The organism is Agrobacterium sp. H141 (assembly GCF_057158725.1).
This window is the reverse complement of record NZ_JBXENI010000002.1, coordinates 306,024-319,743: the sequence shown is the minus strand read 5'-3', so window position 1 is coordinate 319,743 and position 13,720 is coordinate 306,024. Positions and strand designations below refer to the sequence as shown.

General features: G+C 58.5%; 12 protein-coding genes. 2 read left to right on the top strand and 10 right to left on the bottom strand.

Translation table 11 applies throughout. From position 1 onward, the window contains the following. Window positions 1-152: 152 nt before the first annotated feature. The 4 genes from ACWPM9_RS21635 to ACWPM9_RS21620 are packed head-to-tail and all read right to left on the bottom strand — an operon-like array spanning window position 153 to window position 4,676. Window positions 153-1,754: a dipeptide ABC transporter ATP-binding protein gene (locus ACWPM9_RS21635; protein WP_484757936.1), complete on the bottom strand. Its 1,602-nt coding sequence runs from the start codon at window positions 1,752-1,754 to the stop codon at window positions 153-155. Between the two features lie 3 nt (window positions 1,755-1,757). Continuing rightward, window positions 1,758-2,570, bottom strand: a complete 813-nt coding sequence (locus tag ACWPM9_RS21630) for an ABC transporter permease (RefSeq protein WP_484757935.1) — start codon at window positions 2,568-2,570, stop codon at window positions 1,758-1,760. After that, window positions 2,567-3,508, bottom strand: a complete 942-nt coding sequence (locus ACWPM9_RS21625; RefSeq protein ID WP_484757934.1) for an ABC transporter permease — start codon at window positions 3,506-3,508, stop codon at window positions 2,567-2,569. The genes ACWPM9_RS21630 and ACWPM9_RS21625 overlap by 4 nt, the downstream gene beginning before the upstream one ends. A gap of 16 nt (window positions 3,509-3,524) precedes the next feature. After that, window positions 3,525-4,676 carry a C45 family autoproteolytic acyltransferase/hydrolase gene (locus ACWPM9_RS21620; RefSeq protein ID WP_484757933.1) on the bottom strand — a complete coding sequence of 384 codons (1,152 nt, stop codon included), beginning with the start codon at window positions 4,674-4,676 and terminating at the stop codon, window positions 3,525-3,527. A 132-nt stretch (window positions 4,677-4,808) separates the two neighbouring features. On the opposite strand from ACWPM9_RS21620, the gene ACWPM9_RS21615 reads away from it, so the two are divergent. Together ACWPM9_RS21615 and ACWPM9_RS21610 are read left to right on the top strand one after the other, a co-directional pair. After that, window positions 4,809-5,735 carry a GntR family transcriptional regulator gene (locus tag ACWPM9_RS21615; protein ID WP_484757932.1) on the top strand — a complete coding sequence of 309 codons (927 nt, stop codon included), beginning with the start codon at window positions 4,809-4,811 and terminating at the stop codon, window positions 5,733-5,735. 136 nt (window positions 5,736-5,871) lie between these two features. Next, window positions 5,872-5,997 (top strand): hypothetical protein, encoded by a 126-nt coding sequence (locus tag ACWPM9_RS21610; protein WP_484757931.1) that lies wholly within the window; start codon window positions 5,872-5,874, stop codon window positions 5,995-5,997. A gap of 563 nt (window positions 5,998-6,560) precedes the next feature. Here the strand turns inward: ACWPM9_RS21610 and ACWPM9_RS21605 are convergent. The 6 genes from ACWPM9_RS21605 to ACWPM9_RS21580 form a co-directional block, all read right to left on the bottom strand. Further along, window positions 6,561-8,150 carry a gamma-glutamyltransferase family protein gene (locus ACWPM9_RS21605; protein WP_484757930.1) on the bottom strand — a complete coding sequence of 530 codons (1,590 nt, stop codon included), beginning with the start codon at window positions 8,148-8,150 and terminating at the stop codon, window positions 6,561-6,563. A gap of 74 nt (window positions 8,151-8,224) precedes the next feature. Continuing rightward, window positions 8,225-9,250: an oligopeptide/dipeptide ABC transporter ATP-binding protein gene (locus ACWPM9_RS21600; RefSeq protein ID WP_428188612.1), complete on the bottom strand. Its 1,026-nt coding sequence runs from the start codon at window positions 9,248-9,250 to the stop codon at window positions 8,225-8,227. After that, on the bottom strand, window positions 9,247-10,194 hold the full coding sequence (locus ACWPM9_RS21595; protein ID WP_484757929.1) for an ABC transporter ATP-binding protein: 948 nt from the start codon (window positions 10,192-10,194) through the stop codon (window positions 9,247-9,249). Before ACWPM9_RS21595 ends, ACWPM9_RS21600 begins: the two co-directional genes overlap by 4 nt. Then, the gene (locus ACWPM9_RS21590) at window positions 10,191-11,066 is read right to left on the bottom strand and encodes an ABC transporter permease (protein WP_428188610.1); all 876 of its coding nucleotides are present in this window, start codon (window positions 11,064-11,066) and stop codon (window positions 10,191-10,193) included. The genes ACWPM9_RS21595 and ACWPM9_RS21590 overlap by 4 nt, the downstream gene beginning before the upstream one ends. Next, window positions 11,066-12,013 carry an ABC transporter permease gene (locus ACWPM9_RS21585; protein WP_428188609.1) on the bottom strand — a complete coding sequence of 316 codons (948 nt, stop codon included), beginning with the start codon at window positions 12,011-12,013 and terminating at the stop codon, window positions 11,066-11,068. The genes ACWPM9_RS21590 and ACWPM9_RS21585 overlap by 1 nt, the downstream gene beginning before the upstream one ends. After that, entirely contained in the window at window positions 12,013-13,620 is a 1,608-nt protein-coding gene (locus ACWPM9_RS21580) for an ABC transporter substrate-binding protein (RefSeq protein ID WP_484757928.1), read from the bottom strand. The genes ACWPM9_RS21585 and ACWPM9_RS21580 overlap by 1 nt, the downstream gene beginning before the upstream one ends. Between the last annotated feature and the right edge of the window lie 100 nt (window positions 13,621-13,720).

The following is a 13,720-nucleotide window of genomic DNA, read 5'->3' as shown; positions in this document are numbered from 1 at the left end:
ATTCCGGGCGGCTGTCGTCTGACCGAGTGAATTGTCGTGAGACGCGGCGCCTGACGTGCATTTTTCAAGCGTGGATAGTCATGGAGAATGTCAGGCGTAGGTGTTCGGGGCAGGGCGCCGTCAGACGCATCCTTTTAAAGGCTTGTCGGAGCTTAAGCGGCCTCCAACCGCATCGATGCGCGAAGCAGCCTGATCGTATAGGGGTGCTTTGGATGATCGAAAAGATCGTTGCGGGTCGAGAGCTCGACGATTCTGCCTGCTTCCATGACGGCAACGCGGTCTGCCACCTGTTCAACGGCGGCCAGGTCATGGGAGACAAAAAGGCATGCAAAACCGTATTGGTCCTGCAGCCTGCGGATCAACAGCAGGATCTGTTTCTGCACCGTCATGTCGAGGGCCGAGACGGGTTCGTCGGCCACAACGAAACGGGGCTTGGCGATGATGGCGCGGGCAATCGCGACGCGCTGACGCTGACCACCTGACAATTGGTGCGGAAAGCGGTCCATCAACACCGGGTCCAACCCGACCTCGCCGCAAACCTGGCGGGCACGTTCATTTCTCTCAGTCCTGCTCATCTGTGAAACACGACGCAATGGTTCGGCGAGGATAGCCGAAACCCGCTGGCGTGGATCGAGCGAGGAATACGGATCCTGGAAAATCATCTGCATGTCCCGCCGTGCGGCACAGGAGGCCGCCGTTCCAAGGCCGGAGATCTCCTGGCCATCGAAGCGGATGCTGCCTGTCTCTGGTTGCTCCAGCCCTATGATGGCACGGCCAAGCGTTGTCTTGCCGGAGCCTGAGGCGCCAACCAGCGCCAGCGTCTCACCGGCTTCGATATCGAGACCGACCTCATGCACCACACGCCGGACAGGCGCCTTGCCAAACAGGCCAGCCTTGCCGGTATAACCGATCGAGAGATCGCGGATAGACAAGATTGCGTCGTGGGTATCTTGCGTCACGTTCCGCGCGGGCTGTCGTTTCGGCAATGCGTCCACGAGCTTTTTCGTATAGGGGTGAGCGGGCGTTTTCAGCACCGCTTTGGACGGTCCGCGCTCGACGGCTTCGCCATCTTTCATAACCACGACATCGTCAACATAGTGAGATACCATTCCGAGATCGTGGCTGATGAGCAATACCGAGGTTCCCGTCTCGCGGGCAAGGTCAGCCATCAAGTCCAGTACGTCCCGGCTCACCAGCGTGTCGAGTGCCGTCGTTGGTTCGTCAGCGATCAGCAATTGAGGCTTTAGCAGCATGACGGAGGCGATCATGACGCGCTGGCGCATGCCGCCCGAAAATTCATGGGGCCATGCGTTCAGGCAGCGATCCGGATCGGTGATCTTCACCCGTTCCAGCATGGCAAGGCTTGCCTGCCTGATCTCGGCGTCGGAAAGACCGGTATGCAGCTTCATGCCTTCGGCCAGTTGTGTGCCAATCCGCATCGATGGGTTGAGTGAGACCATGGGCTCCTGGAAGATCATACCGATTTTACCACCGCGGATAGCGTGCAGCGTTTCTTGGTCAGCGCGTGTGAGGTCATGACCGTCGAGCATGATACGGCTTTGTGGAGTGGCTTCGAGCCCTGGTGCAAGAAGTCCGAGGATGGAGCGCGCCGCCATGGTTTTACCGGAACCGGATTCTCCGACCAGCGCCGTCATTTTTCCCGGCAGTACGGAAAAGGACAGGTCCTTCACCACCGTTATATTGGTGCGTGGTGCATAGACGGTGAGGTCCTCGACGATCAATCCTTGCACCATCGGTCAGCCTTTCATTTTGGGATCGAGCCAGTCTCTGAGCGCGTCGCCAAGCAGGTTGACGCCAAGCAGGGTGATCGAGATGCAAAGCCCCGGAAAGATAATGAGATGCGGAGCATTGTTGACATGGGGGCGGGCGGTCGAAAGCATGTTGCCCCAACTGGGTGCTGGCGGGGGAACGCCAAGCCCAAGAAATGAGAGTGCACTTTCCGACAGGATGATCCAGCCGAACATCGTAGTCGCCAGAACGATTACGGGTGCAAGGCAATTGGGAAGTACGTGTCGGACCATGGTATAAAGTTCGCCATTTCCGCTCACGCGCGACGCTTCCACGAATTCCCGCTCACGGATGGACATCACAGTGCCGCGAACCAGACGCACGACGACCGGCATGTAAGCGAGGCCGAGGGCGAATATGATGCCGCTGCGGCTTGCCCCGAAAACAGCCATGAAGCCGAGCGCCAGCAGCAGTCCAGGAAAGGCCAGGAGGGCATCATTGAAGATCATGACGATGCGGTCAGTGATACCACGCAGGAAGCCTGCCAGGACACCGAAGACAAGGCCGAGCGTGATGGCCAAACTCGTGGTGGACAGCGCGATGATCACAGAGGTTCGTGCACCGAATAAGAGCCGGGTGGCAACGTCGCGGCCGAATTCGTCGGCACCGAGCAAATGGGCAGTGCTTGGTCCCGCCATCCGTTTGCGCAGGTCGAGCGCGATCGGGTCATAAGACGTGAGCCATGGTGCTCCGATGGCACAGACCAGCAGAAGCGAGACGATTACCGCTCCGATCAAAAGGTTGGGTGCGGGGCGTCTCATGCGGCGGTCCTTGGGTCGAGAAGCGGATAGACCAGATCAACCAGCAGGTTCACCGCGACATACAGGAAGGTGATGAACAGCATGCAACCCTGAACCAACGGGTAATCTCTGCCGTAGATCGCATCGATCATCAGTCGACCGAGGCCAGGAATGGTAAATACGGTTTCGATGACGGCGATATTGGCGAGCAAACTGCCAAGCACCAGGCCGATCAATGTCCAGGTTGGTGCAAAGGCATTTCGAAAGGCATGCCGCCACATCACCGAGCGCTCCGAGAGGCCTTTGGCGCGGGCATGGGTGATGTATTCAAGGCGCGCGACCTCTATGGCCGAGGCACGCATCATGCGCGTGATAGGCCCGAATTCGACGAGAACGACCGTCACCACAGGCAGGATCAATGCCGTTAGAGCGCCGGCGACATCTTGCTCAAAAGGCACGTAGCCGACGATGGGAAGCCAGCCCAGCGTCAGGCCGAATAGCAAGAGCAACATTAATCCCATCCAGAAGGAGGGAATGGACAGCAAGATTGTGGATGAAGTGACGATCGCCAGATCCCAAACGCTGTTTTGCCGCCAGGCAGCGATCATGCCGGCAGGTACCGCAATCAAGGTGGTGACGATGATTGCGGCAAAGACGATAGTTGCAGACGTCGAAAACCGCTCGATGATCAGCGGCAAAACCGCATCGCCAAGGACGATCGACCGACCAAAGTCACCCTTCAATATGCCGCCAAGCCAATGCAGAAATTGCACCCAAAGGGGCTGGTCCAGTCCCATGCTCCGGCGCATTGCCTCAAGCTGCTCGGGATCAGCGAGATCGCCGAGCATAAGACTTGCCGGATCGCCTGGAACCATCCGCATGAGCGCAAATATGGTGATAGCGACGATCAGGAGCGTCGGGATGGCGCTCAAGAGACGCAGAATGATGAAGCGGGCCATGCCGAACCTCTTCCTGTCAGCTCGCGAGCTCAGCTGCGGACTGATCCATGGTCAATTCATACCGGGCGAAGTCCCGGTTGATGGCGGGCAGTGGTGCTATCTCCATTAAGCCTGCGGCGGGTTCCATGACGATCATGGCAACTGTCGCTGACAGGTTACCAGTGTCCTTGCGAAACGGCGGGCGGCAGACAGAGAAGGGGCTGGCGAAATCATCGAATAAACTCTGTTTCAGATCGTCCATGGTGATATGTCCGACATTCGATAGAAGGTGGCGGCGCACCCTGGCGTCACGGTAAAGGCTGTCGGGGACGTCGGCGAGACCCGTTTCCTTCAGCTTGGACAGGGCAGCCATATGGAGCCAGTGATTGGCATGTACAATCAGGCCGTCCCTGTCGGGATAGATCGAAAAGGCCTCGTCTGGGGCGCATTCGAGATTGACGGCAAAACCCTCTGCCGTGGACAGCATCATATTATTGGATCCTGATTTCGCCGTGGTCGCCACAATCCTGATCGCTTCAGAAAAATGCGCAGCTTCCAGAGCACGGCGTCGGATAAAGGGAAGTGGAATACCGAGAGAGCGATAATCGCGCTCACATTCCAGATAATTCGCCGTCAGGCCAATTCCCGCCGCGTTCATGCCGCTGCGGGCAAGGCCACCGGCTTCGGTGAAGGTGAGGAAATCAGGCCCATCATCGCGCAATACTTTGAGGACGACGGACGTTTCCGCGCATTCCGCGCGCCAGTCCCAATTCTGCCCGTGTATCAGGCGGCCATTGGCGGTGAAGTCGGGCATGACAACTGCACCCGTACAGCCGTCAGGTTCCTCGTCTCTTGCAGGATTGTCTGCTTTCCCAGATTTGCGTTCGCCCAGCTGAAGCACTTCGGTCCGAGCATTAACGAGCACAATTTCTGCAAGCGAAACCCCTGCACCCTCAGCTATGCCCTCCATTTCGTCCAGCAGGTGAGGTGCCCAATCGCGAACGCGCGGCGCGAAGTCGATCGCCATGTCCAGAATCTCGGGCTTTGCCAGACCGCGCTTCGACAGGGAGCCAACATAGAGTTCTATCGAGCCTTGAATGCGGTCGCGTGCCAGTTCACCGTAGGAGCGCCCGCGTTCGACCGGAGGCCCGGAGACTTCGATGAGTGGAAAAGGTGTAACTGACGACATTTCAAAAGCCCTGTTAACGATTAAGAGACATTATGTGCATTTTGTAGCTATGAAAAGCATAAAAATGCATTTCTGTCACCTGTTCGCAATTTGTCCCGGGCTGTATAGTGATCCGTCGACAAGGAGTTGGGAATGAACAGGAAAGACCAGGATGATATCGAGGCCGAAGAAGTTGATCTGCGGGTAGCGGACAGTTCTACGCCGCTGCAGATCGACCTGATGCGTCAAATCATCGAGCTCATCCGAGACAATGGCTGGTCCGTGGGGACGCGTATTTCTGTGCCGGACCTAGCGCGACGCTTCGGCGTTTCGCGCTCGCCGGTGACCGTCGCACTCAACCTGCTAAAGGAGCGTGGTGTGGTCGACTCTATGCCGACGCCGCAAAGGGGTATGCAGGTCATCGCCGATGTCAGCGCGCTCGACATCGGACAAATTGCCCCTGACTCTCCGCATGAGGAGCTTTACCGCCGCATTATGAGCGAGCGGGCACGAGGGGAATTGCCGCAGGATGTCTCCGAAGCTGAACTCATGCCCCGTTATGGAATTTCGCGCGGCGTGGTGCGCAAAATACTGATGCGCTTTGCCGCCGAGGGTCTCGCCCAGCGCCAGCCCGGGCATGGGTGGCGTTTTACAGACTCACTCGATAATTCCGATATGCTCAACGAAAGTTACGAATTCCGGATCGCTGTCGAATGTGCGGGATTGAGATCCCCCGGTTTCCGTGTCGATCTGGCTCAGATGAGCGCCATCCGCAGGATGCATGAGCGCATTCTGGCGGATACAAATGCTCCCACAGCCGAAGACTGGTTCAAGGTGAACGCGTCATTCCACGAAGGGCTCTCGGCGATGTCCCGCAACCGTTTTTTCCATGAGGCGGTGCGCCAGCAGAACAATCTCAGGCGTATGCAGGAGGCAGCGAGTTTCGCGGACCTCACGACCGAGCGAATTGCGCAGTCCTGCAAGGAGCATCTGGCCGTTCTGGATGCCATTGAGGGTGGAATGATTGAGTGGGCCGAAGCGTTACTGCGCCAGCACTTGCGCAAGGCTGCCGTTTATTGAGTGCTGCGTATCCCAGTCCGTCGCCCCATTGGCTTAAATGGGATGCATGATTGGGGGAAGTGGATGCCTGCTGGTTCGAATGCTTTTTACGCGACGGCCTTCGTGCAGCCCTTGATAGCCAAGATAGAGACGAGATGTGCTTCGGCGGCAGTTCGACTTCACATCCGTCTGGGCCATCTCTGTGTTCATCATGATCCTGGCTGTGATGATCAACCAGGTTGTGACGTGGGTAGAGAAGCGTCTCACCGCCTGGGTGGACTGACACGATCTCAGGAGCGCTTCGCCCCAGGCGCTCCTTCCCCCGATTTGGAAGTCTTCTGAGCGGAACGGGACGAGACAGGTAAGTTCTCCAGGTGGGGAGGCGGTTTCTAGGGGGCTCGCAATTTTCGGGCCGATTGCAGATGTGGCTATCGCTGGACACAGTTAAGCGGCAAATGACGAGAACCGTTGAAATCCGATCGGCCGCTGGTGCAAAACTGCTGTTTGCGGATCACATGGCGACTTTGATGCCATCCGGTGTCGCACTGCCGAGAATGACACCGCGTTCAGCCATAACCTCTTCATGGTCGCGGCAGGAAACCTGCATAGCGGGCATAGGAAAAATACGGCGTAGAAAATCACTTCTTTCGCATTGTGGCTGCCTTTGAAATCGACCATGACAGCTCAAATCGACCTGTGTGACTTTCGTCAGGCCACATCTATCGCATGACCATCGAGGCAGCAAACCACCCAGAAATTTTGACACAAAACCATAGCGACGGCTGCTGCAGGTAGGCCGAACCGACACCGTCGATGCGGCCCGCCCGCATAACATGCCCCTTCCTGTCAAAGGCCTAGTGCGCAGCCATCCTTTCGGCTGTCCGAGCCTCCAGAAAGAAGTCCGGCCATCGGATCAATGCGAATGGCCTGGCTGCCGCCGATCGGCGATGTAACCACTTTGATGACATGGCCACGCGCCGCGAGGTCTGCCTGCACGGTCGCTCCGACAGTCGGCTCGATTTCCAGAACGCCGTTGAATGCGAAACTGCGCGGCGCGTCCATGGCGGCCTGAAGATCAAGGCCGCGATCGAGAACGCCCGAGATGAAAGCCGCATGACCGGCAGCCTGATAGTGTCCGCCCATGACGCCGAAAGGCATGACCGCCTTGCCGTCGCGGCAGAGCATGCCCGGAATGATGGTGTGCATGGGCCGCTTGTTCGGCGCAATCGCATTCGGATGCCCTTCGATGAGGCGGAAAGACGAACCGCGGCTGTGGAGCAACACGCCGGTTTCGGGTTCAAGCCGCGTGGAGCCAAAGCCATGAAAGATCGAATTGATGAACGACAGGGCGTTACCTTCGGCATCGACGACACTCAGGTAAATCGTGTCGCGATGTTCCGGTTCGTTCCAAAGGACGGGCTTACCGGCCCGTTTCATGTCAATACGGGCGCGCAGGGTCTCGATCACCTCGTCTGAAAGAAGCGTATCCGCCAATCCGGGGCAGGTCTCCGGATCGGCCAGCAATGCGTCGCGATGGTGATAGGCAAGCTTGGTCGCCTCGGCATGAAGATGAATACGATCGGCTTCAGACGTGTTTTCGGAGAGGTCGAAGCCGGCAAGGATGCGAAGGATCATCAGCGCTGCGAGGCCCTGACCATTGGGTGGGCACTCGAATATCTCGTAACCATCGCCATAGGGAGCCGAGATTGGCGTCACCCATTGGGCACCATCGAGACCGGCGGCGAAGTCTTCCTGCGTATGCAGACCGCCTAGCCCATTGAGGTGGTCCACCATGCGCTCGGCCTTCTCGCCGAGATAGAAGGCGGCAGCGCCCTCGGCCGCAATCGCCCGCAACGTGGCGCCCAACGCCGGATGCGCACGTTTTTCACCGACTGCAGGAGACTTGCCGCCCGGCAAATACTGGAGTGCGGCATGGGCATCACCAGCAACGATGGAAGCACTTTCGGCCCAGTCCATGGCGACGCGCGGCGTCACCGGGAAACCGGCTTCGGCGTAATGGATCGCGCGACGGAACAGCCGCTCGAGCGGCAAGCTGCCGTGATCGGCATGCAGACGGCACCAGGCGGAAATGGCGCCGGGCACGGTGATGGAATGCGGGCTCGTCTGCGTCAGTTCCGTCACGCCAAGCGCCTTCAGTGCTGCAACACTGGCACCAGCCGGCGCACGCCCTGAACCGTTCAGGGCCTTCACGGCACCGCCCGCCGGCGCATAAAGTGCGAAGCAATCGCCGCCAATTCCGGTCATCAAAGGATCGACAACGCTCTGGACAGCAACCGCAGCGAGCGCAGCGTCGACTGCCTTGCCGCCTTCGGCCAGAATTTCAAGACCCGCAGCTGTCGAAAGGGGATGAGAGGTTGCAATCATGGCCTCGTTGGCAAGGGTCGTAGGGCGCCGTCCGGAAAAGAAATCGAACATCGACGTAATGGTCCTTCAAAAGAAGCTCCGATCGAAGAGGGAGCGGGTTGGAAAACGGGCAGGCGCAGCTGCCCTCAGCTATAGAGTGGAAAGAAGCAGGCGACCTCACGATCAGCTCGCGCCTGTACTAGCACGGGATCATCCCGCCCGCATTCCTGCCGGGCAAAGACGCAACGTCCGGCAAACCGGCAACCGGTCGGCAAATCCAATGGACTTGGGATTTCGCCTGGAAGCGGTTCCGTGATCGGAGCGAAGAATTCGGGCGCAGCAGTCCTGAGCGCACGCGCATAGGGATGGGCAGGATTGGCAAGCACTGCATTGGTCGGCCCCCTCTCGACGATCCGACCGAGATACATGATGGCGATTTCGTCGCACAGATAACTTGCAACACCGAGGTCATGGGTGATGAACAAAAGCGTCAGTCCCATTTCACGCTGGAGGCGACGCAGCAGGTTGAGGAGTTGGGCCTGCGTCGAGACGTCGAGACCGGAAACAGCCTCATCGGCAACCAGGACGGAGGGATTGGACGCCAGCGCCCGCGCGATAGCCACGCGGCGGACCTGCCCACCAGAAAGCCCCGCCGGATAGCGCTGCATGGCATCTTTTGCCAGACCGACACGGGCCAGCAACGCGGCGACGCGTTCGGGAATCTCCTCCTCCGGGCAGATGCCGAAATGGCGCAGGGGCTCGGCAACAAGGGCCGCGACCGACATGCGCGGATTGAGCGAACCACGCGCATCCTGAAAGATCATCGCCACGTCGCGTGCGAAATCCAAGCCATCGGCCCGCGCTTCGGCAATAGGGCGCCCGCCATAAAGCGCCAGCCCATCGCTCGGTTCAGTCAGGCCGAGAAGCACACGTAACAGCGTCGACTTGCCGGAACCACTTTCGCCCACCAACGCGATGCTTGCGCCGCGGGCGACTTTGAGGCGAACACCATCTAACGCTTTTAGCCCCTGTTTCTTGCGTCCGAACAAACCGCTCGCACGCGTTATCTGGTAGACCTTCTGGACGTCAAGAAGTTCGAAAACACCGGGTTCGGCGCCAATGCCGCCCGCGTGCAGCACAGTGTTGGTTTCCTTTGGAAGTACGTGGTTCATTCAGGGTTCCAGCAGGCAATAGCCCGCCCCTCTGTCTCGATGAGTGCAGGCTTTTCCGTCGCGCAGCAGTCCAGTGCGCGGGGACAACGGGTCGCGAAGCGGCAGCCTTTGGGCATGGCGTCGTAGGCTGGCACATTGCCTTCCGGGGGCGTCATATCCTCCACTCCGATTTCCAGGACGCAGGATTTCAGCAGGCGCGTATAGGGGTGAAGCGGGTTGCGGAGCACGGTTGCGCAATCACCTGCTTCCATCACCTGACCGGCATAGAGCACAACAATGCGGTCACAGGCTTGACTGGCCAGGGCCAGATCGTGCAGCACGAAGATGCAGCTTGCGCCACTGGCGCGGGTCTGATCGAGGATGAGCTGGACGATCTGCGCCTGAATGGTCACATCAAGGGCCGAGGTGGGCTCATCGGCAAAGAGCAGATCCGGTTTGCAGCCGAGTGCAATGGCCACCATGATGCGTTGTTGCATGCCGCCGGAAAGCTGATGGGGATAGGCCGAGAGCCGGGCGACCGCGTCGTTAATGCCGACAGCCTTCATCAACTCCACGGCCCTTTCTCTTGCTTCTTTCGCATTAAGGCCCAGCTTGCGGCGCAGAACTGACATCAACTGGCTGCCAACGGTGTAACAGGGGTTAAGAGCGGTTCCGGCATCCTGAAAGACCATGGAGAGGCGAGAGCCGCGCAGGCGCGTCCACTCCTTTTTTGGCAGGTTGAACAAGTCCACCTCGTCATTGAACCGGGCACTTCCGTCAATGGCGACGGCGCGGCGATCGAGGAGCCCCATCAGCGCCATGGCAATCGTCGATTTACCTGCACCGCTTTCTCCCACCAACGCTAGCGTTTCCCCACGCTTCAGTGTCAGTTTAACGTCATCGAGAATTTTCTTGTGGCCACGATGCAGGGTCAGCCCGTCGATTTCGAGCAAACAGTCTGTCATGCGCCGTTCCTCAGTTTAGGGTCGAATTCCTCGCGCACGCCGTCGCCGACAACGGACAGGGCAATGAGCAATATGGCAAGCGCCATGCCGGGCACCCCCGACATCCAGGGAGCAAAACTGACGAAACCGCGTCCTTCGGCAATCATCAAACCCCAATCGGGTGTCGGCGGAGTGACGCCAATGCCAATAAAAGAGAGCGAGGCCGAAACCAGGATGGCTTCTGAAATTCGGATCGTGATCTGAACCGCGAGCGGAAACACGACGTTGGGCAGAATGTGTCGCCATACGATCTGAAGGCGGGAGATGCCCATGAGGTCCGCCGCCTCGACGAAAAGCTGCACGCGCACCTGCATGACGTCCGAACGGACTGTGCGGGCGAACGGACCGATCAGCGACAATCCCACAGCGAGAATTACCTTGTCGACGCCCTGACCGAGAATGGCGATGAAGGCGACGGCCATGACCAGCGACGGCAGCGCCAGGATTGAATCGATCAACCGCATGAGAACCCATTCGAGCCAACCGGAGGAAAGACCCGCAGCCATGCCGAGAACCAGGCCGCCGACAGCGCCGAGCAGTACCGAAAGCAGACCGATCATCAGCGCATAGCGTGCACCATGAATGACGCGGCTGAGAAGATCCTGCCCGAAACTGTCCGTGCCAAGCCAGTGCGGTATGCTGCCAACCGGCACCATCATCGCGTCGATGTTCTGCTCGACAGGACTGAAGGGCGCGATCCAGGGTGCAAAGACGGCGGCGATGACATAAGCGAGCGTGACCAACAAGGCCAAGGTGAAGAACGGCCGGCGTATGAAGAAGGAGCTTCTGGCGGAGCCGGATGACGGCGCAAACGTTGCTTTTGTGGAACTCATTATCGTGCCCTCAGCCGGGGATCGAGGAACGGATAGGACAGATCGACCAACAGATTGACCAGGATAAACAGGGTTGCCGTCATCATTACGCCTGCTTGCACAACCACATATTCGCGCCCGAGCACCGCTGCGGTGATCATCTGGCCAATGCCCGGCAGATTGAACACGGTTTCGGTCAATACTGCGCCCTGAAGCAGCGCGCCAAGCTGAAGCCCGAGCATCGTTGCAAGCGGCATGGCGATGTTGCGAACACCGTGAACCCAGATAACACGCCATTCCGGCTCACCACGGGCCCGCGCTGCCGCGATATAGGGTTGCTCCATGACCTCGATCAGCGTGGCACGCGTCAGGCGAACGATCATGCCGACGAAATAGGTTGAAAGCGTCATCGCCGGCAAGATCATGTGATAGGTGCCGCCGACGAAGTCTTCCCACGGCGCCACGAAGCCCATGACCGGGAAGAGCCCGAACTTCACCGCAAAGACCCAGATCAGCAGAATGCCCAGAAAGAAAGAGGGAAAAGCCGTCACGGTCAGCGCCCATGACGCGACGCCGATATCCCATACGGTATCCTTGCGCACGGCAGATAGAACCCCAAGCGGAACCCCTGTGACGACGGCAAGGCCGAGAGCGGCTGCGGCCAGGGTTAGCGTGACAGGCAAGGCTTCAACGAATGCGTAGGTGAAGATATCAACGCGGGCGATGTAGGACGTACCCCAATCGCCCGTCATGAAATTGCCAGCCCAGGTGAGATACTGTTCGAACACAGGCCGATCGAGGCCCAGTTCACGCATGATCGAGGCATGGGCTTCCGGGGAATATTCTGAACCGAGCAGAATCTGGACCGGATCGCCCGGCGCCAGCTTCAACAAGGTGAAGCTGGCGACGGAGACGATAAACAGGACCATGAGTGTCTGCGCGATCTTCGAGAAGATCTTGCGAAGCATCAGGAGAGGCTCATTCCATGCAGGTTGATCAGGTCGGCAGGAATGTAGTTGAAGCCCTCAACCTTGGTGCTGAACACCTTGTAGATCGGCATATGCGTGAGCATTGCGATGGGCGCCTCGTCGATCAGGAGATCCTCGGCGGCATTATAGAGTTTGGACCGCTCCTTCACATCAAGAATGCCCTGCGCTTGGGCGCACAGCTGGTCGAAATCGGTGTTTACCCAGCCCGGATAGTTCCACGAACCATCGGAGCGGAATTCCGGATAAAGCGTTTCATCCGGATCAAGGTCGGCAACCCATTCGAAATCGAACATGTCGAAGTCACGATCGTTGCGACGTTGCACCCACGCGGTCGGTTCCATCAACTCAAGCTTGGCCTTGATGCCGATCTCCGCCAGCATCGGCACGATGGTCTGGGCGACGCGGGTCGAAACGGCCGTGCGCTCAGACATGATGTAGACTGCCTCAACCTCACCCTGGTTCGCAGCTTTGGCACGAAATGCCTTTGCCTTGTCCAAGTCGAAATAATGGCCACGGCCCGACGAGGCGATATTGGGATCGAAAAAGCCCGTCATCGGCGGTGAGATCGGTGTGAAAGCCTGCTGGGCGCGACCGAAATAAGCCTGCTTGATGACCGTTTGGCGATCAATCGCATAGGCAACGGCGCGACGAAGATTGACGTCTTCGAAGGGTCCTTTGCGAGTGTTCATGCCGACAAAGGAATAGTTTCCTTCAATGCCGCCATAAACCTTTGCTCCGGGAAAGGCTTCGACCTGCGGGAGAAGCTGGAGCGGGCAATTCGACATGCCATCGATCTGGCCGGCCATGAGAGCGGCGACCGCTGTCGAGGCCTCACGCATGATCAGGAAGGTCGCCTTGGCGATCTTCGGCATGCCCGGTTCGAAATAGTCGGGGTTGGCTTCCAGCTCGATCGAGTCGTTTTCGCGCCAACTGACGAATTTGAATGGACCGGTTCCAACAGGGTTGCGGCCGTAATTTGCACCATATTTTTGTACGGCAGCCGGGCTGACGATGGTACCGGCGCGACCGGTGGAGCCGGTCAGTGCGACAGGCAGGAAGGCATAAGGCTTGGAGAATTTCAGACGCACCGTTAGCGGATCGACAATCTCGATTTCTTCGAGAAGCGCCAGTTTCCAGGCATGGGGCGACTTGGGTTCACCCGACTTGACACGCAGAAGAGAGAATTTGACCGCCTCGGCATCGCATGCTGTGCCATCGTGGAACGTCACGCCGTCCCGCAGCTTGAACAGATGGGTCTTTTCATCTTCAAGCACCCATTCTTTAGCCAAATCTGGCTCGAAACGCACAGCGTCACCGTCATAGGTGACCTTGAGCAGGCCATTGTGGATGTTGTTTATGACCTGAATGGCATTCAGGAAGCCGGTAAAATGCGGATCGAGTGTATCGATGTGGGAAAGGGATGCAATGCGGATATGGCCACTTTGTGCAGCTTGCGCCATGCCGGGTAGCAACCCGGCGCCAGCACCGGCAACTGCTGCAGCGCCGACACCCTTCAAAAAACTGCGCCGACGCATTTGGGCGGAAATACGTGCTTCGAGAATGCTCTTGTGATCTGTGTCGTCCATGACGTTCCCCTGGTTTTATGTCGCTCCTTCCAAGGTTGTTTCAAAGCCCAGATCATGGCCGATGCGGCACAAATCGAGCACCTCTGCAGGCCTCTCTCAA

Excerpts from the sequence above, each read along its gene's own strand:
- ACWPM9_RS21595 (WP_484757929.1), bottom strand. The coding sequence starts at position 10,194 with ATGACAGACTGTTTGCTCGAAATCGACGGGCTGACCCTGCATCGTGGC.
- ACWPM9_RS21615 (WP_484757932.1), top strand. The coding sequence starts at position 4,809 with ATGAACAGGAAAGACCAGGATGATATCGAGGCCGAAGAAGTTGATCTG.
- ACWPM9_RS21605 (WP_484757930.1), bottom strand. The coding sequence starts at position 8,150 with ATGTTCGATTTCTTTTCCGGACGGCGCCCTACGACCCTTGCCAACGAG.
- ACWPM9_RS21630 (WP_484757935.1), bottom strand. The coding sequence starts at position 2,570 with ATGAGACGCCCCGCACCCAACCTTTTGATCGGAGCGGTAATCGTCTCG.
- ACWPM9_RS21625 (WP_484757934.1), bottom strand. The coding sequence starts at position 3,508 with ATGGCCCGCTTCATCATTCTGCGTCTCTTGAGCGCCATCCCGACGCTC.
- ACWPM9_RS21580 (WP_484757928.1), bottom strand. The coding sequence starts at position 13,620 with ATGGACGACACAGATCACAAGAGCATTCTCGAAGCACGTATTTCCGCC.
- ACWPM9_RS21590 (WP_428188610.1), bottom strand. The coding sequence starts at position 11,066 with ATGAGTTCCACAAAAGCAACGTTTGCGCCGTCATCCGGCTCCGCCAGA.
- ACWPM9_RS21600 (WP_428188612.1), bottom strand. The coding sequence starts at position 9,250 with ATGAACCACGTACTTCCAAAGGAAACCAACACTGTGCTGCACGCGGGC.
- ACWPM9_RS21585 (WP_428188609.1), bottom strand. The coding sequence starts at position 12,013 with ATGCTTCGCAAGATCTTCTCGAAGATCGCGCAGACACTCATGGTCCTG.
- ACWPM9_RS21620 (WP_484757933.1), bottom strand. The coding sequence starts at position 4,676 with ATGTCGTCAGTTACACCTTTTCCACTCATCGAAGTCTCCGGGCCTCCG.
- ACWPM9_RS21635 (WP_484757936.1), bottom strand. The coding sequence starts at position 1,754 with ATGGTGCAAGGATTGATCGTCGAGGACCTCACCGTCTATGCACCACGC.